The 22,580-nt window shown below is 59.8% G+C and carries 18 protein-coding genes; 5 read left to right on the top strand and 13 right to left on the bottom strand.

Going from position 1 to position 22,580, the window contains the following annotated elements; all coding sequences use genetic code 11:
• Window positions 1-4: 4 nt before the first annotated feature.
• The gene (locus tag HU739_RS10470) at window positions 5-1,129 is read right to left on the bottom strand and encodes a GNAT family N-acetyltransferase (RefSeq protein WP_186548773.1); all 1,125 of its coding nucleotides are present in this window, start codon (window positions 1,127-1,129) and stop codon (window positions 5-7) included.
• Between the two features lie 280 nt (window positions 1,130-1,409).
• Between HU739_RS10470 and HU739_RS10475 the strand changes: the two genes are divergently transcribed.
• Complete coding sequence (locus HU739_RS10475) at window positions 1,410-2,732, top strand: putative porin (RefSeq protein WP_186548775.1); 1,323 nt, start codon at window positions 1,410-1,412, stop codon at window positions 2,730-2,732.
• A gap of 185 nt (window positions 2,733-2,917) precedes the next feature.
• Here HU739_RS10475 and HU739_RS10480 read toward each other — a convergent pair whose 3' ends face one another.
• The 5 genes from HU739_RS10480 to aceK all read right to left on the bottom strand — a co-directional run bounded on the left by HU739_RS10480 (window position 2,918) and on the right by aceK (window position 11,284).
• Window positions 2,918-3,154 carry an anti-sigma factor family protein gene (locus tag HU739_RS10480; protein ID WP_186548777.1) on the bottom strand — a complete coding sequence of 79 codons (237 nt, stop codon included), beginning with the start codon at window positions 3,152-3,154 and terminating at the stop codon, window positions 2,918-2,920.
• Window positions 3,148-3,759 carry an RNA polymerase sigma factor gene (locus HU739_RS10485; protein WP_186548780.1) on the bottom strand — a complete coding sequence of 204 codons (612 nt, stop codon included), beginning with the start codon at window positions 3,757-3,759 and terminating at the stop codon, window positions 3,148-3,150. The genes HU739_RS10480 and HU739_RS10485 overlap by 7 nt, the downstream gene beginning before the upstream one ends.
• A gap of 135 nt (window positions 3,760-3,894) precedes the next feature.
• Complete coding sequence (locus HU739_RS10490) at window positions 3,895-5,016, bottom strand: beta-ketoacyl-ACP synthase III (RefSeq protein ID WP_186548782.1); 1,122 nt, start codon at window positions 5,014-5,016, stop codon at window positions 3,895-3,897.
• Between the two features lie 402 nt (window positions 5,017-5,418).
• The gene (gene hrpA, locus HU739_RS10495; protein ID WP_186548784.1) at window positions 5,419-9,330 is read right to left on the bottom strand and encodes an ATP-dependent RNA helicase HrpA; all 3,912 of its coding nucleotides are present in this window, start codon (window positions 9,328-9,330) and stop codon (window positions 5,419-5,421) included.
• Window positions 9,331-9,562: 232 nt separating this feature from the next.
• The gene (gene aceK / locus HU739_RS10500) at window positions 9,563-11,284 is read right to left on the bottom strand and encodes a bifunctional isocitrate dehydrogenase kinase/phosphatase (RefSeq protein ID WP_186548787.1); all 1,722 of its coding nucleotides are present in this window, start codon (window positions 11,282-11,284) and stop codon (window positions 9,563-9,565) included.
• 198 nt (window positions 11,285-11,482) lie between these two features.
• On the opposite strand from aceK, the gene HU739_RS10505 reads away from it, so the two are divergent.
• Window positions 11,483-12,391, top strand: coding sequence for a DMT family transporter (locus HU739_RS10505; RefSeq protein ID WP_186548789.1), 909 nt, complete (start codon window positions 11,483-11,485; stop codon window positions 12,389-12,391).
• Between the two features lie 119 nt (window positions 12,392-12,510).
• On the opposite strand, the gene HU739_RS10510 is transcribed toward HU739_RS10505, so the two are convergent.
• The 4 genes from HU739_RS10510 to cysK form a co-directional block, all read right to left on the bottom strand.
• Window positions 12,511-13,374, bottom strand: a complete 864-nt coding sequence (locus HU739_RS10510; protein WP_186548792.1) for a DMT family transporter — start codon at window positions 13,372-13,374, stop codon at window positions 12,511-12,513.
• Window positions 13,375-13,470: 96 nt separating this feature from the next.
• Entirely contained in the window at window positions 13,471-13,635 is a 165-nt protein-coding gene (locus tag HU739_RS10515) for a hypothetical protein (RefSeq protein ID WP_186548794.1), read from the bottom strand.
• A 775-nt stretch (window positions 13,636-14,410) separates the two neighbouring features.
• A complete protein-coding gene (locus HU739_RS10520; protein WP_186548796.1) occupies window positions 14,411-15,349 on the bottom strand; it encodes an aspartyl/asparaginyl beta-hydroxylase domain-containing protein in 939 nt (312 codons plus the stop codon).
• A 229-nt stretch (window positions 15,350-15,578) separates the two neighbouring features.
• Window positions 15,579-16,553: a cysteine synthase A gene (gene cysK, locus HU739_RS10525; protein ID WP_186548798.1), complete on the bottom strand. Its 975-nt coding sequence runs from the start codon at window positions 16,551-16,553 to the stop codon at window positions 15,579-15,581.
• A gap of 139 nt (window positions 16,554-16,692) precedes the next feature.
• Here cysK and HU739_RS10530 point away from each other — a divergent pair, with 139 nt between their 5' ends.
• From HU739_RS10530 to HU739_RS10540, 3 genes are all read left to right on the top strand, one after another.
• Window positions 16,693-17,769 (top strand): DUF748 domain-containing protein, encoded by a 1,077-nt coding sequence (locus tag HU739_RS10530; RefSeq protein ID WP_186548800.1) that lies wholly within the window; start codon window positions 16,693-16,695, stop codon window positions 17,767-17,769.
• A 255-nt stretch (window positions 17,770-18,024) separates the two neighbouring features.
• Entirely contained in the window at window positions 18,025-18,870 is an 846-nt protein-coding gene (locus HU739_RS10535; RefSeq protein WP_186548802.1) for an AAA family ATPase, read from the top strand.
• A 10-nt stretch (window positions 18,871-18,880) separates the two neighbouring features.
• Window positions 18,881-20,059 (top strand): vWA domain-containing protein, encoded by a 1,179-nt coding sequence (locus HU739_RS10540; RefSeq protein WP_007956512.1) that lies wholly within the window; start codon window positions 18,881-18,883, stop codon window positions 20,057-20,059.
• A gap of 90 nt (window positions 20,060-20,149) precedes the next feature.
• Here the strand turns inward: HU739_RS10540 and HU739_RS10545 are convergent, their stop codons facing one another.
• Genes HU739_RS10545 through HU739_RS10555 form a run of 3 tightly spaced genes read right to left on the bottom strand, consistent with a single transcriptional unit; the run spans window position 20,150 to window position 22,523 of the window.
• Window positions 20,150-21,073 carry a 5-oxoprolinase subunit C family protein gene (locus HU739_RS10545; RefSeq protein WP_186548804.1) on the bottom strand — a complete coding sequence of 308 codons (924 nt, stop codon included), beginning with the start codon at window positions 21,071-21,073 and terminating at the stop codon, window positions 20,150-20,152.
• Entirely contained in the window at window positions 21,070-21,774 is a 705-nt protein-coding gene (pxpB, locus tag HU739_RS10550; RefSeq protein ID WP_186548806.1) for a 5-oxoprolinase subunit PxpB, read from the bottom strand. The genes HU739_RS10545 and pxpB overlap by 4 nt, the downstream gene beginning before the upstream one ends.
• A complete protein-coding gene (locus HU739_RS10555; RefSeq protein ID WP_186548808.1) occupies window positions 21,771-22,523 on the bottom strand; it encodes a 5-oxoprolinase subunit PxpA in 753 nt (250 codons plus the stop codon). Before HU739_RS10555 ends, pxpB begins: the two co-directional genes overlap by 4 nt.
• Between the last annotated feature and the right edge of the window lie 57 nt (window positions 22,524-22,580).

Consider the following 22,580-nt stretch of genomic DNA (forward strand, 5'->3'; position numbering starts at 1 on the left):
GGATCTAGGTTTGGCGATAGGGCAACGCCGTTCTCGCCTCTTCGGCATACGCCAGGACCCCGACGCGCTCTTGCTGAAGAAAATCTTTTACCGCCGCTTTCAATCCCGGATGGCGCAGGTAATGCCAGGAATGGGTGATCACCGGTTCAAAACCACGAATCAACTTGTGCTCGCCTTGAGCGCCGGCATCGAAGCGCTGGATGCCATGGGCAATCGCATAATCCATGCCCTGATAAAAACACGTCTCGAAATGCAGCCGATCAAACTCGGCCAGGCAGCCCCAGTAGCGCCCGTAAAAACTATCGCCACCGACCAGGCTGAAGGCCATTGCGACCGGCCTTGAGCCCTGCTTCGCCAGCACCACGCGAATCGCTTCGGGCATGCGCTCGGCCAGCAGGCTGAAGAATTCGCGGGTCAGATACGGCGCCTGCCGTCGCACCGCATAGGTGTTGGCATAACAGGCGTAGACAAAATCCCACTGCGCCTCGTCCAACTCGCGACCTTCCAGCCATTCAAACTCAAAGCCCTGCCCCGCCACCTGCTCGCGCTCCTTGCGCATCTGTTTGCGCTTGCGTGAGCTGAGGGCGTCGAGGAAATCCTGAAAGTCGCGGTAATCACGATTCTGCCAGTGATACTGGCAACCGATGCGCTGCAACCAGCCCGGCTGCTCAGCCATCGCCGCGTCAGTAAACGGATCGGTGAAATTGATGTGCGCACTGGAAAGCTCTTCGATCTGCAGATACCCCGGCAGGCTCTTCAGTAGCTCGAAACCATCCTCGACTGTTGCCGCCAGCAAGCGCGGGCCGCTGACCGGACTGAACGGCACGGCAGTCAACAGTTTGGGGTAGTAATCGATGCCGGCCCGCGCGCAGGCGTCGGCCCAGCCATGATCGAACACGTACTCGCCGTAGGAATGCCACTTGCGGTAACTGGGCAGCGCGGCGATCAGTCGATCACCTTCGATATGCAGCAAATGCTCCGGCTGCCAGCCCGAATGTGGGCCGACACTGCCACTGTCTTCCAGCGCACTCAGAAAAGCGTGACGCAGGAACGGCTGGTTATCCGGTACCAGCGCATCCCAGCTTGCCGGGGTGATTTCTGACAGGTTTTGCAGGCGTTGCAACGGCATCCACTGGCACTCCACAGCTTGGCGACAAAGCCCGGCGAGTATCGCTGATCGCGAGCCGTTGCACACGCTCAATCGGCCGACAGCGCTCTAACTCAATAGTTCACGCCCGACCTGCATCGTCATCAACCTGCCATCACTGTGCCACCGCTCTGTCATAAACGATCGCGATACTGGCGCCTGTTTTTAGAGCGCCGGGTTCTAGCCCGGACACAGTTTTCCGACCTCGTGTCGGTTGTGCCCAGGATGGTTCAGCCATCCCCTTTCATCTTTGGAGATTGCTATGCGTCTTGCTTCCACCAAAACTGCGGCGGCCCTGTGCGGCGGCTTGTTGCTGGCCATGAGCGTTCCGGCCAGTGCTGCAGTCGACGCCAAACTGCTCGACATGCTCAAAGCCAACGGGTCGATTTCCCAGGCGCAGTACATCGAGCTGCAAACAGAACTGGCCAAGGATCAGAAGGCTCAGCAGATCGCCCGGCAGGCGCAGCAGGAAACCAACGAGCAAGTGGCGGCGGTCGCGAAAAAGACCAACGAACAGAGCGCGTTCGACCAGAAACTGGCTTGGGCGGCCAAGACTCAGTTCAAGGGCGACGTGCGTATCCGTCAGGAAACCATCAAGATCGACGGCGAGCCGAACAACGGCGGCCGCGACAAGGACCGTCAGCGCATCCGTGCACGTCTGGGCGCTTACACCGAGATCAACCCGCAAGTCGACACCGGCATCCGTATCGCCACCGGCGGCGGCGACGATGCCCGTTCGACCAACCAGGACCAGGACAACTACTTCGACAAGAAGCAGATCTGGCTCGACCTCGGTTACATCGACTACCACCCGGATCAAATCAAGAACCTGCACGTCATCGGCGGCAAGATGCTGCAACCGTGGGTCAGCATGGGCGACGTGATCTGGGACAGCGACATCAACCCGGAAGGTCTGGCCGTTACCTACAAATATCCACTGGGCAGCAGCGCCGAACTGTTCGGCAGCCTGGGTAACTACAACCTCAAGGACAACGTTGACGGCGACGGCGTGCAATTCCGCCACGACCTGCGCCTGACCGCCGGCCAGTTGGGGAGCCGCTTCAACATCACCGACAACCTGAAACTGACTCTGGGCGGCAGCGTCTACGCCTACCAGAACGATGAAGACAGCCGCTGCACCGGCACCTCCACGCCGTGCGCCCTGGCGGTCAACGGCAACTCGGCCAACAACGAATTCCGTCTGTATGAGGGGTTCAGCCAGGTCGACATCGGCGGTCTGCCGATGCCGCTGTCGTTCTACGGCCAGTACGTGAAGAACAACGATGCCGTGACCGATCAGGACACTGCCTGGTTGCTCGGTGCCAAGTCGAAAGTCTTCGGTTTCAACCTCGACTACAACTATCGTGACGTGCAGCGCAACGCCGTGGTCGGTGCCTTCACCGACTCCGACTTTGCCAACGGCACTACCGGCTCGCGCGGGCACAAGTTCAAGGTCGGTTACGACATCGACAAGAACTTCGCCGTCGGCGCCACGTACTTCCTGACCAAGGCTGATTTCGCCAGCCGTGGTCAGCGCGATGCCGATGCCAACACCTTGCAGTTGGATGCCGAAGCCAAGTTCTAAAAGAGTAATGGCCCGGTGCGGGCGGGACGATCCCCATCATCCGTTCGTTTCATCCGCACTTGGGTTATTCATTGATCTGTGGCGAGGGAGCTGGCTCCCGCTGGACTGCGAAGCGGCCCTCTGCTTTTGTAAAGCGGGGGCCGCTTCGCGACCCAGCGGGAGCAAGCTCCCTCGCCACATGTCCATCAAGGACTGTTGTTGCGGCGCTGCTCGGCCAAGCGCTCGGCCAGCGCATCAACATTCTCGTCAGGTTGTTCCGGCATGGCTTTGAGCGTCGCCTGCATCAAGCGCATCTGCCGCATGAAACGCCGGCAGTTGGGGCAGAACAACAGGTGATGACGCACCATCAGCGTCTCACGAAAGCTCAGTTGGCCGTCGAGATAATCGCTGGATCGTGCCACTTGCTCCTTGCAGGTCAACATTCTCCCGTCTCCTCAAAATGTTCCACGGTCGCAAAGACCTTCAAGCGCGCCCGGTGCAGCAGCACGCGGACATTGGAGAGCGATATTTCCAGAAGATTACAGATTTCTTCCAGCTCCAGGCCCTGCCGTTCGCGCAACAGCAATACGCTGCTTTGTAACTCAGAGAGGCTCAGCAAGGTGTGCTCGAGGCATTCGCGCAGTTCATTTTCGGTCAGCAGCGCTTCGGGAGTGTCCTGATGCCAGGCGAAAGGCGCGACCAGCCAATGCCCGTCGCTTGAGGAGAAGCGTTCATCGCCAAGGGTGCCGTGCGGCGCCGGCAGATCGTCCATCAGCACTTCCCGGCGATTGAGCTTGTAGCGACTCTTGGCCGAGTTGGCGGTGATGGTCAGCAACCAGGTCTTGAGACTGGATCGGCCCTCGAAGCTACCCAAATGGCGCACCACCGACAGCCAGGCATCCTGCACTACTTCTTCGACATGACGCTGGCCGACAATCGCATAAGCCACCGCGCGCATGGCGCTTTGATAAGTCGTGACCAGTTCCTTGAACGCCTGTTGCTCCCCCGCCAGCAAGCGCGCGAGCAATTGGGTGTCGTCAGCCGCCATCCATCAATCCCCTTGTCCGGACTTCGAAAATGAACGCGGCAGGTATTCACCTGCCGCCATGTCCGAAAAATTACAGCGTTTCAGCCGCTTCGGATGTAGGAAAGGGCGACGCGATTAAGGGGAAATTAACCTGTTTCAGCGCTTGCGCAGAATCACGCTACCGATCGAGTAACCGGCACCGAACGAACTCAGCACCGCCAGCGAACCCGACGCCAGATCATCCTGGTTTTTGTGGAAGGCAATCACCGAGCCCGCCGAGCTGGTATTGGCGTAAGTATCGAGAATCACCGGTGCTTCTTCCTCGGTGGCTTCGCGCCCCAGCAGCTTGCGCACGATCAGGTGATTCATGCTCAGGTTGGCCTGGTGCAGCCAGAAGCGTTTCACATCGGCGACGTTGAGCTGGTTCTCTTGCAGGTGTGCACCGATCAGTTCGGCGACCATCGGGCAGACGTCCTTGAACACTTTGCGGCCTTCCTGCACGAACAGCTTGTCGGGGGCGCCGATGCCCTCCTCCGCAGCACGGTTGAGGAAACCGAAGTTGTTGCGGATGTTGTTGGAGAACTTGGTCAGCAGCTTGGTGCTGACCACGTCGAACTGATATTTCGACGTCGCCAGATCCGCGCGCTCGATGATCACCGCAGTCGCCGCGTCACCAAAGATGAAATGGCTGTCGCGGTCACGGAAGTTCAGGTGACCGGTGCAGACTTCCGGGTTGACCATCAGGATCGCCCGCGCCTGGCCCAGTTGCACGCTGTTGGCCGCGGCCTGAATGCCAAACGTGGCCGAAGAGCACGCCACGTTCATGTCGAAACCGAAGCCCTGAATGCCCAGCGCTTCCTGGACTTCGATGGCGATGGCTGGATAAGCGCGTTGCAGGTTGGAGCAGGCAACGATGACGCCGTCGATGTCAGCGGCGGTCTTGCCGGCACGTTGCAAGGCTTGCTCGGCAGCGCCGATGGCCATCTGGCACAGCACCGACCATTCGTCGTTGGAACGCTCCGGCAGGCGCGGGGCCATGCGTTGCGGATCAAGGATGCCGTCCTTGTCCATGACAAAGCGGCTCTTGATGCCCGAAGCTTTTTCGATGAACGCGGCACTGGATTCGGTCAGGGCCTGGACTTCACCGCGAGCGATGGCCTCGGCGTTGTCCGCATTGAACTGCGCGACATAGGTATTGAAAGACTGCACCAGCTCTTCGTTGGAGATGCTGTTGGCCGGTGTGTACAGGCCGGTGCCGCTGATGACGACGTTATGCATGGTCGTTTCTCTAATCTGTTCAGGCAGAAAGTGCTGGAACCGTCGTACCAACACGCAAAGGGTCTATTCCCATCCGGGGGACGCAAACCTGGCATCGTTTTATTCCGCGGCGCGACACGGCCGAAGGCTCTGGGTCGCGAAACGGCGGGTTATGGTGGCGAAGTTTGCCATAAACCCGAGGTTTTGGCGCCATTCCCAAGCACAACTGCCATTCACTATATGAACTCAACTCTGTGGCGAGGGGATTTATCCCCGCTCGACTGCGAAGCAGTCGCCACCCCACCGCGCTCGGTATAACTGATGAACCGAGGTTGTAGGTTTTGGGGCGGCTTCGCCACCCGACGGGGATAAATCCCCTCGCCACAAAACCCGCTCCTACAGGGGATTGTGCAAGCCTGAAAATCAGGGCTCTACCTGGCTCCACTGTTTGTTCAGGCGCTTGTCGGAGATCGGTACTTTCGTGCCCAACTGCTGGGCAAACAGCGACACGCGGTATTCCTCCAGCCACCAGCGGTACAATTCCAGTTGCGGATCGCGTTTGCCTTCCTGCGCATGCTTGGCCGCGCGGGTCTGGTATTGCGCCCACAGGCCGGCGAGTTCGCCGCTCCAGACCCGGTCCTTCTGTACTTGCGCGCCGAGTTTCTCGAAACGCTGCTCGACCGCTTTCAGATAACGCGGCAGTTCCTTGAGCCACTGCATCGGCGTTTCGCGGACGAAGCCCGGATAGACCAGATGGCCGATCTGCTGCTTGATGTCGTTGAGCGCCACTGCCTGAGCAAGATCGATCTTGCCCTTGAAGCGCTTTTGCAGGCCGTGCCAGATCTTGAGGATTTCCAGGGTCAACCGCGCCACGCGCTCGGCATGCTCGGTCCAGTTACCACGTTTGCGCTCGGCCAATGCCGCCAACCCGGCGCCGTCGCGGGGCAACGGGTCTTCGCCTTCGAGAATGCAGCTGTCGAGGCTGGCCAGCAAAATGTCTTCGATCAGCGCATCGACCCGGCCCAGTTCGCGATACAGCAGCCCCAGCTCGGTTTGCCCCGGCAACTTGCCACGCAGGAATTTCGCCGGCTCGGCCAGTTGTTGCATCAACAAGCGCTGCAAGGCACGGCGATGCTGGAACTCGGCTTCGGCCGGGGTGGAGAAACGCCCTTCCTTGACCGTACCGCCCTCTTCCACCAGCGCCGGGTACACCGTCATCGACAGCCCGGCGATCTTCTGCTGAGTCTTTTCCGCCACCGGCGCGAAGACTTTCGCCTCGACCGGTTGCTGACTTTTCGCACTCTGCGGCACCGCCAGTGCGGCCTGACTGGCTTCGGCAAAGCGTGCGGTCAGCTCGGCCAGATCGCGACCTTCACCGAGGAACTTGCCTTGGCCGTCGACGATTTCCAGGTTCATGCGCAGATGGCTTTCGACCTGTTGCGCAGCTTCCGCCCACGCTTCATCGCTGACCCGCGCGCCGGTCATGCGCAGCAGCTCGCGGCCGAGCGCTTGCGGCAGCGAGCCGTCGGCGAAGGTCATGCGCTGCAGCGCGGCTTTGATGAAGTCCGGCACCGGCACGAAGTTCTTGCGCAGGGCTTTCGGCAGGTTGCGCACCAGCGCAATGCACTTGGCCTCGATCAGCCCCGGCACCAGCCATTCCAGACGTTCCGGCGGCAGCATCGGCAGCAGCGGCGCCGGTACGCGCAAGGTCACGCCATCGCGCGGGTGATTCGGTTCGAAGTGGTAAGTCAGCGCCAGCTCCAGATCGCCGATATGCAGCGTATCCGGGTAATCGCGGGCGGTGACTTCGCTGGCCTCGCGGGCCAGCACGTCTTCTTCGCGCATGATCAACAACTGCGGGTCTTTCTGGCTGTTGACCTTGTACCAACTGTCGAAGGTCGCGGTCTGGTGGATCTCCGCCGGCAGACGCGCATCGTAGAAGGCGTACAAGGTTTCTTCGTCGGCGAGAATGTCGCGACGGCGAGCCTTGGCTTCCAGTTCGTCGAGCTGCTCGAGCAGTTTCTGATTGGCGCTCAGGCATTTGGCCCGCGACTGAATCTCGCCGCGCACCAGGCCTTCGCGGATAAACAGCTCACGCGAGACCACTGGGTCCACCGGACCGTAATGCACCGGACGACGACCGACCACGATCAACCCGAACAGGGTGATCTGCTCGTACGCCACGACCTGGCCGCGCTTCTTTTCCCAATGCGGTTCGAAGTGGTTTTTCTTGATCAGGTGCCCGGCCAGCGGTTCGATCCAGTCGGCGTCGATCTTGGCGACCATGCGCGCATAGAGCTTGGTGGTTTCCACCAGTTCGGCGGTCATCAACCACTGCGGGCGCTTCTTGCCGATGCCTGAAGAGGGGTGAATCCAGAAGCGCCGCTGGCGCGCGCCGAGGTAATCGCCGTCCTCGGTTTTCTGACCGATCTGGCTGAGCAGACCGACCAGCACCGCTTTGTGCAGCTTCGGATAATCCGCCGGCTCTTTATTCAGGCTCAACTGCATGTCGCGGCAGATCAGGCTCAACTGGCGGTGAGAGTCGCGCCACTCGCGCAAACGCAAATAATTGAGGAAGTTCTTGCGGCACCAGTTGCGCAACGGGCTGGCGGTCAGCGCCTGGCGTTGCTCTTCGAAACCACGCCACAAATTGACCAGCCCGGCGAAATCCGAGTCAGGGTCCTTCCATTGCGCATGGGCCTGGTCGGCCGCTTGCTGACGCTCCGGCGGCCGCTCGCGCGGATCCTGAATCGACATGGCACTGGCGACGATCAGCACTTCCTGCAGACTGCCGAGTTTTGCCGCTTCGAGCAGCATGCGGCCCATGCGCGGATCCACCGGCAAGCGCGCCAACTGCCGACCGAGTGGCGTCAGTTGGCTGTTGCGATCCACCGCCGAAAGCTCTTGCAGCAAATTGAAGCCGTCGCTGATCGCCTTGCCGTCCGGCGGCTCGATAAACGGGAACGCGGTAATTTCGCCGAGGCGCAGGTGCAGCATCTGCAAAATCACGGCGGCGAGGTTGGTGCGCAGAATTTCCGGATCGGTGAATTCCGGACGACCGAGGAAATCTTCCTCGCTGTACAAACGCACGCAGATGCCCGGCTCGACCCGCCCGCAACGGCCCTTACGCTGATTAGCACTGGCCTGGGAAATCGCTTCGATCGGCAGACGCTGGACCTTGGCGCGGTAGCTGTAGCGGCTGATGCGCGCGGTGCCGCTGTCGATCACGTAGCGAATGCCCGGCACGGTCAGCGAGGTCTCGGCAACGTTGGTCGCCAGTACCACGCGGCGGCCCGGATGCGACTGGAAAATCCGCTGCTGTTCGGCCGGCGACAGGCGCGCGTACAGCGGCAGGATTTCGGTGTGTTTGAGCTGGGCCTTGCGCAGCATGTCGGCGGCGTCGCGAATCTCGCGCTCACCCGGCAGGAATACCAACACATCACCGGGGCTGCGGCGCTCGCTACGCTCGTACGCAGCGATTTCGTCGAGGGTGGCGAGAATCGCTTGATCGACCGTCAAGTCATCCTCGACGCGGTTGCCCTCCTCGTCCTGCTCCAGCGTCAGCGGGCGATACCAGGTGTCCACCGGGAAGGTACGGCCCGACACTTCGACAATGGGTGCATCGTCGAAATGCCTGGAGAAGCGCTCCAGATCGATGGTCGCCGAAGTGATGATGACTTTCAGGTCGGGACGCCGCGGCAGCAGGGTTTTCAGATAGCCGAGAAGGAAGTCGATGTTGAGGCTGCGCTCGTGGGCTTCGTCGACGATGATCGTGTCGTAGCGTTCGAGGTAGCGGTCGTTCTGGGTTTCCGCGAGCAGGATGCCGTCGGTCATCAGCTTGATCAGGGTGTTGGCATCGCTCTGGTCTTCAAAGCGCACCTGATAGCCGACCAGCGCACCGAGCGGCGTGCCAAGCTCCTCGGCAACGCGACTGGCAACGCTGCGCGCGGCGATCCGACGCGGCTGGGTATGGCCAATCAGGCCATGCTGACCGCGACCGATCTCCAGACAGATTTTCGGCAACTGCGTGGTTTTGCCCGAACCGGTTTCGCCGGCGATGATCAGCACCTGATGTTGCTCAAGGGCCTTTTTGATCTCGTCGCGCTTGGCTGCAATCGGCAAACTGTCGTCGTAACGAATCACCGGCAGGCTGGCGCGGCGCGCCAGCACCTGATCACAGGACGCCTGCATGCGCGTCACCCACTGCGCCAGTTTGGCTTCGTCGGGTTTCTTGCGCAGCTCAAGCAACTGCCGCCGCAGCCGGTGACGGTCGGCGAGCATGGCGTGATCGAGATTTTTCAGCAGTTTGTCGATGGAGGGCGATTCGTCGGTCATCGGGTAGGCAATTCGGTCGTCTATTTGTGCAGGGGGCGGATTGTCGCAGATTTGCGGCACCGAACACGACTGTGAGGTGCTCTTGTGGCGAGGGGATTTATCCCCGATCGGCTGCGCAGCAGTCGCCGACTGGATATCAACGTCGATCTGAAGCGTCTGAGTTGAATGGTTTTGGGGGTGCTTCGCACCCCATCGGGGATAAATCCCCTCGCCACAATGTATTCAGGGGGATTTATTCGTTATCAAGGCCCTTGCGCCGATACGGGAACACGTCGATGACTTTACCGGCACGAATCGCCTCTTGCAGGCTCTTCCAGTAGTCGGCGTTGTACAACTCGCCATGCAACTGATCGAACAGCTTGCGCTGCCCGGCGTCGGCAAACAGAAACGGCGGGAACTCCTCGGGAAACACATCCAGCGGCCCGATCGAATACCACGGCTCAGAGGCCATTTCGTCTTCCGGTGTGCGCGGTGCCGGGATGTGGCGAAAATTGGCTTCGGTCAGAAAGCAGATTTCGTCGTAGTCATAAAACACCACTCGGCCGTGGCGGGTGACGCCGAAGTTTTTCAGCAGCATGTCGCCGGGGAAAATATTCGCCGCCGCCAATTGCTTGATCGCCAGACCGTAGTCCTCAAGCGCTTCACGTACCTGCGCGTCGTTGGCGTTTTCCAGATAAAGGTTGAGCGGGGTCATCCGGCGCTCGGTCCAGCAGTGGCGGATCAGCACGCTTTCGCCTTCGACCGAGACCGTGGACGGCGCGACTTCGAGCAATTCCTCGAGGCATGCCGGATCGAATTTGCTCAGCGGAAAACGAAAATCGGCGAACTCCTGGGTATCGGCCATGCGGCCGACCCGGTCGACACTTTTCACCAGTCGATACTTCTCGATGACCGTGGCGCGGTCGACGTTTTTCGAGGGGGAAAAACGATCCTTGATGATCTTGAACACGGTATTGAAGCCCGGCAGGGTAAACACGCTCATGACCATGCCACGCACGCCCGGGGCCATGATGAATTGGTCGTCGGTGTTGGCCAGGTGATTGATCAGCGCGCGGTAAAATTCCGACTTGCCATGCTTGTAGAAGCCGATCGAGGTGTACAGCTCGGCGATGTGCTTGCCGGGCAGAATGCGCCGCAGAAACCCGATAAATTCCGCCGGCACCGGCACGTCGACCATGAAATAGGAGCGGGTGAAGGAGAAGATGATCGACACGTCGGCTTCGTCGGTGATCAACGCGTCGATCTGAATCCCGCGCCCCTCGCGATGCAACAGCGGAATCACCAGCGGCCACTGTTCGTCGCGGGTGTAGATGCGCCCGACGAGGTACGCGCCCTTGTTGCGGTACAGCACCGAGGAAAACAGCTCGACGCTCAATTCCGGGTCCTTGCACACCCAGTCCGGCAGGTTTTCACGCAGTTGCGCTTCGAGGCGATGCACGTCGCCTGGCAGGTCGGCGTAATCCTCGCTGAAGCGATAGTCGGCGAAAATACTCGCAAGCATCGCCGATAACTGCCCCTGCGGCTTGTATGTGCGCGTTTGCGCAGCCCGGGCACGACGCAGGCTCGGACGCGTGGTGTGGATGAACATGCAGCCGTCGCTGATCAGGTCGTGGCTGAACAGCCCGCAGAAGATCGAGTTGTACCAGGTCTCGGACAGTTCATCGTCGAAGCGCAGGTCGATGACACTGATATAGGCGCTTTTCACCAGCGGCCAGCAGCTGACATTCATCAACGTCTCGTCATCAAAATACTCGCGCAGGCGGGTGATGGTTTCGCCGACCTTTTCCTCGTAGAGGTTGATCCGCGCCGCCGATGCGGTTTGTATTTCCTGCCAGCGCGCCTGCTCGAAACGCTCCCGGGCGCCGTCGGTGATCCGGCGGAAATGCTCGCGGTAATCGTCAAAGCCATCGAGGATCATGCGGGCGATGTCGGTGGCTGGCCATTGCTGCGGCATAGATGAAACCTCTGCGTGCGCTCGAAAGCTTGAGCTTAGCCACGGAACGGGCCTTTGGAGAAGTGCAATATCGGCCAAAAGCCGAACCCGGACGTACGGTGCGGGATTTTTCGCCGAGACAATTAATTGCCCGAATTACGGTTGCCATCGTCAGGTCCCTCGGCAACACTCTCGTCCCGATCAAGCCAGGAGCCGCCCGTGAGCCCCGTCGATATTTTCCGCATGTTGTCGCTGGCCGCTATATGGGGCGCGAGTTTTCTGTTCATGCGCATTATTGCGCCAGTGATCGGCACGATTCCGACCGGTTTTTTCCGCGTGTCGATCGCCGCCGCAGGCCTGCTGGTGATTCTGGGCCTGATGCGCATCAGCTGGGATTTCAAGGGCAAGCTGAAAACCGTGATGTTGCTGGGCGTGATCAATTCGGCGATCCCGGCAACGCTGTACTCGGTGGCCGCGCAAGTGCTGCCGGCCGGGTATTCGGCGATTTTCAACGCCACCACGCCGCTGATGGGCGTGCTGATTGGCGGACTGTTTTTCAGTGAAAAACTCTCGGCGGCGAAATTGGCGGGCGTGTTCCTCGGTCTGTTCGGGGTCGGCGTGCTGACCCGTGCCGGGCCGGTGGCGTTCGATCTGCAACTGCTGCTGGGGGCGGTCGCCTGCCTGCTGGCGACTACCTGCTACGGTTTCGCCGGATTCCTCGCACGGCGCTGGCTGGATCAGGCGGGCGGGCTGGACAGCCGTCTGTCGGCGCTGGGCAGTATGCTGGGCGCAACGTTGTTTTTGCTGCCGTTGTTCGGTTATAGCGTCATCAGCGCTCCGCCGGTCAGTTGGGGCGGCTGGAGCGTCTGGCTGTCGCTGCTCGGTCTGGGCCTGGGCTGTACCGCGTTTGCCTACATCATTTATTTCCGCCTGCTCAGCTCGATCGGCCCGGTAAAGTCGATGACCGTGACCTTCATGATCCCGCCGTTTGGCGTGTTGTGGGGGGCGTTGTTGCTCGATGAGCCGCTGTCGATGGCGCATGTTTATGGTGGGGTGTTGATTGCGCTGGCGCTGTGGCTGGTGTTGAAGCCGGCAGTGGTGAAGCCTGCAGAAGTTATGAATCGGTAATCTGCTTTGTTTATAGAATCGCCATCGCGAGCAGGCTCACTCCTACAGGGGAATGCATTCCAACTGTAAGAGTGAGCCTGCTCGCGATGGCGCCCGAACAGCCACCGCCTATCTTTCCGCTATCCGGTTTTACGGAACACAAATGCCAACCCAACAATAATCAACACCATCCCCAACACACTCAACGCCGCCAGCCGATTACCAAAAATCAGGTAATCCATCACCGCTGTCACCGCCGGCACCAGATAGAACAGGCTGGTGACGTTGACCAGGTTACCCCGCGCGATCAGGCGATACAGCAACAGCGTCGCCAGCACCGAGACGACCAGACCCATCCACAAAACCGGCACGACAAAACCGCTGCTGTGCTCGAAGTGGAATGGCTGAAACGGTACGAAAACCGCGCACAGCAGCAACCCGGCCAGATACTGCACCGGCAGCGTGCCGAGGGGATTGTCGGTGATGCGTTTCTGCATGATCGAGCCGAGTGTCATGCTCGCCAGCGCCAGCAGTCCGAACAACATTCCCGCCCAAGACATGCCGGCCAGACCGATGCCCTGATAAACCACCATGATCAGCCCCGCCAACCCCAGCGCCAGTCCGAACATCCGGCTGGCCGAGCGCTGCCGTTCCATCAGCACCACCGTCAGGATCGGCTGCACGCCCATGATCGTCGCCATCACCCCCGGGGTGACTTTGCTGTTCAGGGCCAGCAGATAAAAGATCTGATAGGCCCCAAGCAACACCAGCCCCGTGGCGATCGCAAACAGCATCGGTTTGCCGCCCTTGGGCCACCTCAATTTCAGCAGCGGCGCCAGCAGCAACAGCCCGCACAGCGCGATTGCGAAGCGAATCAGTAGAAAGGCAAAGGGCGAAGCATGGGCCAGGCCCCATTTTGAGAAAATCGCCCCGCTGCTCCACAGCAGAACGAACAGGCTCGTGGACGCCGCCGCGAGCGCGGATTGTTTCGAAAGGACAAACATGAATACCACCTGTAGTCAGGCAAATAGCCAATTCAGCCGAAGCTGAAATTCAGTAGTTTTTTTGTGGCGGGCGCGGGAGTCGGCAGAAACGGCCGATCAGCCCGGAACACCAACGCCCGGCGGCGCTACGACTGCGCACACCGGCGTGCTACTGACAGGTGGTGGGTAATGGCTGATCTGCACAGGCTGCTGATTCCCGCACGGCACGACGCCAGCGTTGACCGCTGAATCGACTACCGCGTTGATGAGGGATGCAGGCATGGATACAGATCTTCATTGAGAGATGAAAGCGTGAGCACGGCGGCTCGCGCGAGCTGACTATAACCAGCGCAGGACACAGATTGCAATGACTTGGGCAAAGGGCCGGTAGCGACAGTGCGGCGCTGGGTGATTAGGGTGATTGGCGGTGACAGCGGATTGTCAGGAGACATGGAATGCACGGGATTACATGCCAAGGGAACGGACGTATTTGCGGTATCAGTGGTATCGGTCAGAGGCGCGGAAGCGGGCAGCTTCGCATCTCGCCTGCTTACAGGGTCAACTCAAGACGGCCGACGCTTCGATTATGGATTTATCCCTGATTCGATTCGAACCTATAAACAGGCAGGCGCTGAATGCCTTGGAACTATGGGAAGCCCCATACTTTTCCTGGCATGAAGTCATCGCATGGAAAGCGCGTGAGCCACGCTCCCAGGATTTCTCTATCTGGTTCGATGGGCTGCTCTGCGGCCTGTGCTTTGCGAACCCGAACAATAGTCGACGAAGAACAAAACCTTGGAGAATCCAGTACTGTGAAAACCAATCAGTTAATAACCAAAACGGGAGGGGCTATGAGTAAATCAAGAAAAAGACCTCCCGAGACGATAGTCAGGTCGCTGAAAACCAAAGGATCGGCTGATCGTGCATTGACAGCCAGTCAACGGCGTCTTTTGCAACTGGTAATCAACGGCATCGAAGACGAGCCCTGTGTGCTTGCTGCTGGCCGACTCTGAAAAAAACCGCTCCAAAGGAGCGGTTTTTTATTTCTGGTCCGACTTCAACCAAACAACCAATACCCCAACAACGTCAGCACCAGCACCGCCAACACCGGCCGCATCACGCGGTAGGCCTTGGGATGGCGGCGTTTCCACTGTTTGACCATGCCGCTGAACCGGTCGCTGAAACGCTTGCTCCAGGCATAAGCCTGATTGATACCGCCAACGCGTTCGTCATCGAGGTTCTGTGGCGCGGTGGCGCGGCCGAGCCAGCCGCTGATAAAGCGGTTGATGCGCGTCATGAAGCGGTTGCTCAGGGGACGTTCGATATCGCAGAAAAGGATCACGCGGGTCTGCTCGGTTTCATTCTTGACCCAATGCACGTAGGTCTCGTCGAACATGACGTCTTCGCCGTCGCGCCAGGCATAGACCTGACCGTCGACGAAAATCCGGCAATCGTCGGAATTTGGCGTCGATAGCCCCAAGTGATAACGCAGCGAACCGGCGAAGGGGTCGCGGTGCGGATTGAGGTGACTGCCGCCCGGCAGCAAGGCGAACATCGCGCCTTTGACGTTGGGAATCGCACTGACCAGCGCCACGGTTTTCGGGCACAGCGCCTCGGCCGATGGCAGCGGTTTGTCGTACCACTTGAGGTAGAAACGCTTCCAGCCCTTCTTGAAGAACGAGCCGAAACCGGCGTCGTTGTTCTTCTCGGCGGCGCGTATATAGCCCTCGTCGAACAGGTGCATGGCTTCGTCGCGGATGGTTTGCCAGTTTTCGCGCAGGACATCGAGCTCAGGAAACTTGCTGCGATCCAGATACGGCTTGGACGGCACGCCCGAAAACAGGTACATCAAGGCGTTGTACGGGGCGAACAGCGCCGAGTGGTTGACGAACTGACGCAGGACCGGCAAACGCGCCCTGCCGCGCAAATGCACAAAGAGCGTGCTGCCCAGAAACAGCAACAGCACAAACGCCTTGGCGGCAAACGAAAAGGTCATCAACAACTCCTTGAATAAAGACAACGCTGCACAATGCCCTTTACCCGACATGGCAGCCGGCCATGATAAACACTACCGGCCTCGGGAAAAACCCGCCTGACAGAAGATTCAGTATCAAGCGCTGCGCAACAAAGCATTTATTAACATGCGACTCCTGAACCCTGGCTGACCTGCATCAAAAAGCCTGAAAAATCGCAGCCGTCGGCAGCGCCTGTGGCTGCGATCCTTTTTATTGCTGGGTTTCCTGCTCGGTGAACAGGTCACTGAACAACATGCTCGACAGATAGCGCTCGCCCGAGTCCGGCAGAATCACCACGATGGTCTTGCCTTGCATCTCCGGGGTTTCTGCCAGGCGCACCGCGACCGCCATGGCTGCACCGCAGGATATCCCGCACAAAATCCCTTCTTCCTGCATCAGGCGCAGGGCCATGGCTTTCGATTCTTCGTCGGTGACCTGCTCGACCCGGTCGACCATCGACAAATCGAGGTTTTTCGGCACAAATCCGGCGCCGATGCCCTGGATCTTGTGCGGGCTCGGCTTGATCTCTTCGCCTGCCAGCGCCTGGGTGATCACCGGGGACGAGACCGGCTCGACCGCCACCGACAGAATCGGTTTACCCGCCGTGTTCTTGATATACCGCGAAACACCGGTGATGGTTCCGCCGGTGCCGACGCCGGCGACCAGCACGTCAACCGCACCATCCGTATCGTTCCAGATTTCCGGGCCTGTGGTCTTTTCGTGAATCGCCGGGTTGGCCGGGTTATCGAACTGCGCCGGCATGAAGTACTTGCCGACATCGCTGGCAACGATTTCAGTAGCTTTCTCGATGGCGCCTTTCATGCCTTTGGCCGGTTCGGTCAGCACCAGTTCTGCGCCCAATGCCTTCAGCACCTTGCGACGTTCGATACTCATCGAAGCCGGCATGGTCAACATCAATTTGTACCCGCGCGCAGCGGCAACGAAGGCCAGGCCGATACCGGTGTTGCCTGAAGTGGGTTCGACAATGGTCATGCCTGGCTTGAGTCTGCCGCTGCTTTCGGCATCCCAGATCATGTTCGCGCCGATCCGGCACTTCACCGAGTAACCGGGGTTGCGCCCCTCGATCTTGGCCAGAATGGTCACGCCACGCGGCGCGATGCGGTTGATCTGTACCAACGGCGTATTGCCGATGGAGTGGGCGTTGTCAGCGAATATACGGCTCATGGCTGGGTCCTTGTGCAGCGTTGAATTCAGCTTTTCAAGGTAAGCCTGTTGTCCATCACAGTCCAGTCGGGTCGAACGTCTGCAAATGCCGGCAGTCAATCGCATTGAGTCATCAAGGAACCCTGACCAAGGAACCATCATGAAGCGTCGTTACAGTTGGCCGCTCTGGACCCTCGCCGGGGTCGTTGTGCTGCTGGTCGCCCTGCACATCGCCCTGCCTTATCTGGTGCGCGACTACCTCAATGACAAGCTGGCGGACATGGGCGATTACCGCGGCCAGATCACCGATGTCGATCTGGCGCTGTGGCGCGGCGCGTACAAAATCAACGGCCTGAAAATCGTCAAGGTCGACGGCAAGGTGCCGGTGCCCTTCGTCGACGCACCGCTGATCGACCTGTCAGTCAGCTGGCATTCACTGTGGTACGACCATGCCGTGGTCGCACAGGTGCAATTCCTCAACCCTGAGATCAACTTCGTCGATGGCGGCGCCAACAAACAGAACTCGCAGACCGGTCAGGGCACCGACTGGCGCGAGCAATTGGGCAAATTGTTGCCGATTACGCTCGATGAGGTGCAGATCAATGATGGTCGCATCACGTTCCGCAACTTCAACTCCAAACCGCCCGTCAACCTGAATGCCAGCAACGTCAACGCCAGTTTTTACAACCTGACCAACGTGGTCGACAAGGAGGGCAAGCGTGACGCCCGTTTCGAAGGCAAGGCCCTGTTGCTCGGCCACGCGCCAATGGAAACCACCGCGACATTCGACCCGCTGAGCAACTTCGAAAACTTCGAATTTCGCCTGCGCGCTCGCAACATCGAGCTCAAGCGCATGAACGACTTCGCCGCGGCCTACGGTAAATTCGATTTCAATGCCGGCCACGGTGATGTGGTAATTGAAGCCAAGGCAGAGAACGCTCGCCTGACCGGCTATATCAAACCCCTGCTGCGCGACGTCGACGTGTTCAACTGGCAGCAGGACGTCGAGAACGAGAACAAGGGCCTGTTCCGCTCAATCTGGGAAGCATTGGTCGGCGGCACCGAAACTGCACTGAAAAACCAGAACAAAAACCAGTTCGCCACCCGCGTCGAACTCAGCGGCAATGTCCACCAGCAAAACGTCAACGCCTTCGAAGCGTTCTTGCAGATTTTGCGTAATGGATTTATCCAGGCCTTCAATGCGCGGTACGAGCGGCCGACGCCGGATGAGGGCTAAGTTTTGCGGCTGACGACATATCGACCAGTGTCCTCAGCCGCTATTGATGAGCGCTGTTGCAGCGAATCCCAGCCTAGACAGGCCAATGAGAATACTGGCCATCCGCCGAGACTGAGTCAACATGTGACGCTCCATTCAGAGACTGAATAAGCCGTCTGCGTTCACAGTTGACCGGACTGCGCGTTATAGTCGGGCATCCGATTATTTCGCCCCGCCCTGCCCGCAAGGTCAGCGTTACCGTTCGAGGATTAACAGATGAAGTTCGAAGGCACCCAGGCCTACGTCGCCACCGATGACCTGAAGCTGGCCGTCAACGCCGCCATCACCCTGGAGCGACCGCTGCTGGTCAAGGGCGAGCCGGGCACCGGCAAGACCATGCTTGCCGAGCAACTGGCCGAATCGTTCGGCGCTAGGCTGATCACCTGGCACATCAAGTCGACCACCAAGGCTCATCAAGGTCTGTACGAGTACGACGCGGTCAGCCGCTTGCGCGACTCGCAACTGGGCAATGAAAAAGTCCACGACGTGCGCAATTACCTGAAGAAGGGCAAGCTGTGGGAGGCCTTCGAGTCCGAGGAGCGGGTCATTCTGCTGATCGACGAAATCGACAAGGCCGACATCGAATTCCCCAACGACCTGCTGCAAGAACTCGACAAGATGGAGTTCTACGTTTACGAGATCGACGAGACCATCAAGGCCAAAAAGCGCCCGATCATCATCATTACCTCCAACAACGAGAAAGAGCTGCCGGATGCGTTCCTGCGCCGCTGCTTCTTCCACTACATCGCGTTCCCCGACCGCACCACGCTGCAGAAAATCGTTGACGTGCATTACCCGGACATCAAAAAGGATCTGGTCAGCGAAGCGCTGGACGTGTTCTTCGACGTGCGCAAGGTGCCGGGCCTGAAGAAAAAGCCTTCGACATCGGAGCTGGTCGACTGGCTGAAGCTGCTGATGGCCGACAATATCGGCGAAGCGGTGCTGCGCGAGCGCGATCCGACCAAGGCGATTCCGCCGCTGGCAGGCGCGCTGGTAAAGAACGAGCAAGACGTGCAGTTGCTTGAGCGCCTTGCATTCATGAGCCGTCGCGGCTCTCGATAAGGCCATCGTCATGCTGCTCAACCTGTTCAACGAAATGCGTGCAGCCAAGGTGCCGGTGTCGGTGCGCGAACTGCTCGACCTGATCAATGCGCTGAAACAGCGCGTGACCTTCGCCGATATGGACGAGTTTTATTACCTGTCGCGGGCGATTCTGGTGAAGGACGAGCGACATTTCGACAAGTTCGACCGGGCGTTCGGCGCCTACTTCAACGGTCTGGAGAAACTCGACGATCACTTGCAGGCGCTGATTCCCGAAGATTGGCTGCGCAAGGAATTCGAGCGTTCGCTGACCGACGAAGAACGCGCGCAAATCCAGTCCCTCGGCGGTCTGGACAAGCTGATTGAAGAATTCAAGAAGCGCCTGGAAGAACAGAAGGAACGCCACGCCGGCGGCAACAAATGGATCGGCACTGGCGGCACCAGCCCGTTCGGTTCCGGCGGTTTCAACCCCGAAGGCATTCGGGTAGGCGACGCCGGCAAGCGCCAGGGCAAAGCGGTAAAAGTCTGGGATCAGCGCGAGTACAAGAACCTCGACGACTCGGTGGAACTGGGCACGCGCAATATCAAGGTCGCCCTGCGCCGTTTACGCAAATTTGCCCGCCAGGGCGCGGCGGAAGAGCTCGACATCGACGGCACTATCGACCATACCGCCAAGGATGCCGGCCTGCTGAACATCCAGATGCGCCCGGAGCGCCGCAACACGGTGAAGCTGTTGCTGCTGTTCGACATCGGCGGCTCGATGGACGCGCACGTGAAGATCTGCGAAGAGTTGTTCTCGGCGTGCAAGACGGAGTTCAAGCACTTGGAGTATTTCTATTTCCATAACTTCATTTATGAGTCGGTGTGGAAGAACAACATGCGCCGCACGTCCGAGCGCACCTCGACCCAGGATCTGCTGCACAAGTACGGCGCCGACTACAAAGTGATTTTCATCGGTGACGCCGCCATGGCGCCCTATGAAATCACCCAGGCCGGCGGCAGTGTCGAGCATTGGAACGAAGAACCGGGTTATGTGTGGATGCAGCGCTTCATGGAGAAGTACAAGAAGCTCATCTGGATCAATCCATATCCTAAAGACACGTGGGGTTATACCTCCTCGACCAATATCGTGCGGGATCTGATCGAGGATCAGATGTATCCGTTGACGTTGCGCGGGCTTGAGGAAGGGATGCGGTTTCTTTCCAAATAATCCCGCTGGCTGGACCGACGCCTTCGCGAGCAGGCTCGCTCCCACACTGGAACGCATTTACCTGTGGGAGCGAGCCTGCTCGCGAAGCTTTTAGCGATCTTCAAAGCGCTGCAAATACGCGACATGCTCGCGATGAGCCACTTCCTGCACCACCGGCCTCAATCTCACCTTCGCCCCCGGCAGGCACTGCGCCAGCCGCGCCAATGCCAGCGGTGTCAACGCGCCCAGTCGCGGATATCCGCCAATGGTCTGCCGATCATTGAGCAACACAATCGGCTGTCCGTCCGGCGGCACTTGCAATGCTCCTGACGGAATGCCCTCCGAAATCATCGGTAAGCCTTGGTAGTGCAGCGTCTTGCCCAGCAAACGTATGCCCATGCGATCGGCGCGGCTGTCCAGCGTCCAGGCACTGTTGAAGACATCAAACAGACTCTGCCCGCTGAACTGACCAATCTGTGCGCCCAGTACCAGATGCAGAGGTGTGTCCCTGGTGAAATCCGGCCGCAGCGCCAAAGGCACTTCACGCGCCGCCAGCCCTTCCCCGCCATAACCGAGCGTCGCTCCTTTGCCGAGCGGCGAACCCATCCCATCGAGACCGCCCAGTTCTTCGCGCACCACCGTGGCACGGCTGCCCAGCACCTGCGGCGCGGCAAAACCACCGGGCGCTGCGAGGTAGGCGCGAGCACCGAGCAAAGGCTGGGTGAGCCGCAATGTCTGCCCTTTCGCCAGTGCGAAACTGCGCCACGGCGCCAGCGGCTGGCCGTCGATTTGCGCGCCAAGATCTGCCCCGGCCAGCGCCAGCAGGCAATCCTCCTCAGCCGTCACGGCGAACCCGCCGAGGGTGATTTCTACCACCGCGGCATCCAGCCCATTGCCCAGCAGCCAGTTGGCCCAGCTCATCGAACACCAGTCCGCCGCACCGCCCTGGGTCACGCCCAAATGCCGTACGCCAAACCGCCCGGCGTCTTGCAACAGGCACAGCGGTGTACTCGCTTCAATCGTCAGCCGACTCATGCCCGCGCCCCCAGTGGCGTGTCGTCGCCGCCCAGGTTTACGAATTCGGCGTGGTCGACCGCTTCGAAGCGTACCGTGTCGCCGGGCTGCATCAGGCTGTAACCGTCGCGATGGCGATCGAACAGTTTTGCCGGGGTGCGCCCGATCAGGTTCCAGCCACCGGGCGATACCACCGGATAAGCCGCCGTCTGTCGCTCGGCGATGCCGACGCTGCCGGCGGCGACTTTTTTGCGCGGTGTGTCCAGGCGTGGTGCTGCCAGAACTTCTTCGACCAGTCCCATGAAGGCAAACCCTGGCGCAAAACCGAGGGCGAACACTTGATACTCACGCGCACTGTGGCGACGAATCACCTCCTCCACCGCCAGCCCGCTGCGTTCGGCCAACAGGCTCAGTTCCGGGCCGACACTCAGGTCATACCAGACCGGCAAGACGTGACATCGGCCACCGGTTCGTGCAGTCGGCGACAGGTCGATCAACGCATCGGCGATCAGCTCTCGCGCCTGAGCCGGAGACAAAACCATCAAATCGTAATGCACCATCAACGTCGTATACGACGGCACCAGATCGATGAGCTGTGCGCCGAACCCCACCCGCAAGCGCTCTGCAGCGGCGAGCATCCATGGCATGTTGACTTCGGCAATGTCGTCGAACAGACGTAGCATCAGGCAGTCCACCGCCACGACTTCGATCCTTGGGTTCATGACGCGCCCTGCGCATTCAGGGCTTGGCGGATACGCTGCACCGCGGCCACCGAGCTGGCATTGTCGCCGTGTACGCAGAGGGTATTGGCGCGCAAGTGTAAAGCGCTGCCATCGCTGGCAATGAGCTCGCCGCCACGGGCGATGGTCAAAGCTTGCGCGACGATGCTTTCGGGATCGTGATGCACCGCGCCCGGCAATTGCCGCGAAACCAGCCGGCCTGCGCTGTCGTAGGCGCGATCGGCGAAGGCTTCAAACCACAGCGTCACGCCGTGTTCATCGCCAATCTGCTGCGCCGCCGCGTTGTCACAGGTGGCCATCAGCATCAACGGCAGACTGCGGTCATAAGCGGCCACGGCCTGAATGACCGCACGCAATTGCGCTGGATTGGCCATCATGTCGTTGTACATCGCGCCGTGGGGTTTGACGTAACTGACCCGTCCGCCCTGCGCCTTGCAGATGCCGTCGAGGGCGCCGATCTGGTAATGCAGGATGTCTTGCAGTTCCTGCGCGGAATACGCCATGGAGCGGCGACCGAAACCGACCAGATCCTGATAGGCCGGGTGCGCGCCAATCTGCACACCGTGCCTGAGCGCCAGCGCCACGGTTTCGCGCATGATGCTCGGATCACCGGCATGGAAACCGCAGGCGACGTTGGCGCAATCGATGAAGGGCATGACCTCGGCATCCAGACCCATCGTCCAGCTGCCGAAGCTCTCGCCAATGTCGCAATTCAATAGCAGGCGGCTCACGGTGAACACTCCTGTAGCTGCTTGTCTTTTTATCTGTAGGACAGTGCCCCGCAGGTT

The sequence above is a fragment of the Pseudomonas hamedanensis genome, from assembly GCF_014268595.2.
Taxonomy (GTDB): domain Bacteria; phylum Pseudomonadota; class Gammaproteobacteria; order Pseudomonadales; family Pseudomonadaceae; genus Aquipseudomonas; species Aquipseudomonas hamedanensis.

Excerpts from the sequence above, each read along its gene's own strand:
- HU739_RS10470 (WP_186548773.1), bottom strand. The coding sequence starts at position 1,129 with ATGCCGTTGCAACGCCTGCAAAACCTGTCAGAAATCACCCCGGCAAGC.
- HU739_RS10475 (WP_186548775.1), top strand. The coding sequence starts at position 1,410 with ATGCGTCTTGCTTCCACCAAAACTGCGGCGGCCCTGTGCGGCGGCTTG.
- HU739_RS10480 (WP_186548777.1), bottom strand. The coding sequence starts at position 3,154 with ATGTTGACCTGCAAGGAGCAAGTGGCACGATCCAGCGATTATCTCGAC.
- HU739_RS10485 (WP_186548780.1), bottom strand. The coding sequence starts at position 3,759 with ATGGCGGCTGACGACACCCAATTGCTCGCGCGCTTGCTGGCGGGGGAG.
- HU739_RS10490 (WP_186548782.1), bottom strand. The coding sequence starts at position 5,016 with ATGCATAACGTCGTCATCAGCGGCACCGGCCTGTACACACCGGCCAAC.
- hrpA (WP_186548784.1), bottom strand. The coding sequence starts at position 9,330 with ATGACCGACGAATCGCCCTCCATCGACAAACTGCTGAAAAATCTCGAT.
- aceK (WP_186548787.1), bottom strand. The coding sequence starts at position 11,284 with ATGCCGCAGCAATGGCCAGCCACCGACATCGCCCGCATGATCCTCGAT.
- HU739_RS10510 (WP_186548792.1), bottom strand. The coding sequence starts at position 13,374 with ATGTTTGTCCTTTCGAAACAATCCGCGCTCGCGGCGGCGTCCACGAGC.
- HU739_RS10515 (WP_186548794.1), bottom strand. The coding sequence starts at position 13,635 with ATGCCTGCATCCCTCATCAACGCGGTAGTCGATTCAGCGGTCAACGCT.
- HU739_RS10520 (WP_186548796.1), bottom strand. The coding sequence starts at position 15,349 with ATGACCTTTTCGTTTGCCGCCAAGGCGTTTGTGCTGTTGCTGTTTCTG.
- cysK (WP_186548798.1), bottom strand. The coding sequence starts at position 16,553 with ATGAGCCGTATATTCGCTGACAACGCCCACTCCATCGGCAATACGCCG.
- HU739_RS10530 (WP_186548800.1), top strand. The coding sequence starts at position 16,693 with ATGAAGCGTCGTTACAGTTGGCCGCTCTGGACCCTCGCCGGGGTCGTT.
- HU739_RS10535 (WP_186548802.1), top strand. The coding sequence starts at position 18,025 with ATGAAGTTCGAAGGCACCCAGGCCTACGTCGCCACCGATGACCTGAAG.
- HU739_RS10540 (WP_007956512.1), top strand. The coding sequence starts at position 18,881 with ATGCTGCTCAACCTGTTCAACGAAATGCGTGCAGCCAAGGTGCCGGTG.
- HU739_RS10545 (WP_186548804.1), bottom strand. The coding sequence starts at position 21,073 with ATGAGTCGGCTGACGATTGAAGCGAGTACACCGCTGTGCCTGTTGCAA.
- pxpB (WP_186548806.1), bottom strand. The coding sequence starts at position 21,774 with ATGAACCCAAGGATCGAAGTCGTGGCGGTGGACTGCCTGATGCTACGT.